General features: G+C 67.4%; 1 protein-coding gene. It reads right to left on the reverse strand.

All coding sequences use genetic code 11. The features are described from left to right. Window positions 1-1164, reverse strand: a 1164-nt coding sequence (gene tuf, locus FHU13_RS27305; protein WP_183438954.1) for an elongation factor Tu, incomplete at both ends; no start/stop codon positions are given.

The raw sequence follows: 1164 nt of genomic DNA on the forward strand, positions 1-1164 counted from the left end.
AGTCGTTGATGGCGGCGACGACGCCGGCGCCGACGGTGCGGCCGCCCTCGCGGATGGCGAAGCGCAGCTTCTCTTCCATGGCCACCGGCACGATCAGCTCGACGTCCATGGTCACGTTGTCGCCCGGCATCACCATCTCGGTGCCCTCGGGCAGCGTGCACACGCCGGTCACGTCCGTCGTGCGGAAGTAGAACTGCGGGCGGTAGTTGGTGAAGAACGGCGTGTGGCGGCCGCCCTCCTCCTTGGTCAGGATGTAGGCCTCGGCCTTGAACTTCTGGTGCGGCTTCACCGAACCCGGCTTGCACACGACCTGGCCGCGCTCCACGTCCTCGCGCTTCGTGCCGCGCAGAAGCACGCCGACGTTGTCGCCCGCCTGGCCCTGGTCGAGCAGCTTGCGGAACATCTCGACGCCGGTCACCGTCGTCGTCGTGGTCGGGCGGATGCCGACGATCTCGACCGTCTCGCCGACCTTGACGATGCCGCGCTCGACGCGACCCGTCACCACCGTGCCGCGGCCCGAGATCGAGAACACGTCCTCGATCGGCATCAGGAACGGCATGTCGATCGGACGCTCCGGCTGCGGAATGTAGGCGTCGACCGTCTCCATCAGCTTCAGAACCGCCTCACGGCCGATCTTCGGCTCCTTGTCCTCGAGCGCCATCAGGGCCGAGCCCTTGGTGATCGGGATGTCGTCGCCGGGGAAGTCGTACTTGGAGAGGAGCTCGCGCACCTCCAGCTCGACGAGCTCGAGCAGCTCCTCGTCATCGACCATGTCGACCTTGTTGAGGAACACCACCAGCGCCGGCACGCCGACCTGGCGGGCGAGCAGGATGTGCTCGCGGGTCTGCGGCATCGGGCCGTCGGCGGCGGACACGACCAGGATCGCGCCGTCCATCTGGGCGGCCCCGGTGATCATGTTCTTCACGTAGTCGGCGTGGCCGGGGCAGTCGACGTGGGCGTAGTGGCGGTTGGTGGTCTCGTACTCGACGTGGGCGGTCGAGATCGTGATGCCGCGCGCCTTCTCCTCGGGGGCCTTGTCGATCTGGTCGTAGGCCGTGAAGGTCGCGCCGCCCGACTCCGCCAGAACCTTCGTGATCGCTGCCGTCAGCGACGTTTTGCCGTGATCGACGTGTCCGATCGTGCCGATGTTGCAGTGCGGCTTCG

This window comes from Methylobacterium sp. R2-1, from assembly GCF_014191355.1.
Taxonomy (GTDB): domain Bacteria; phylum Pseudomonadota; class Alphaproteobacteria; order Rhizobiales; family Beijerinckiaceae; genus Methylobacterium.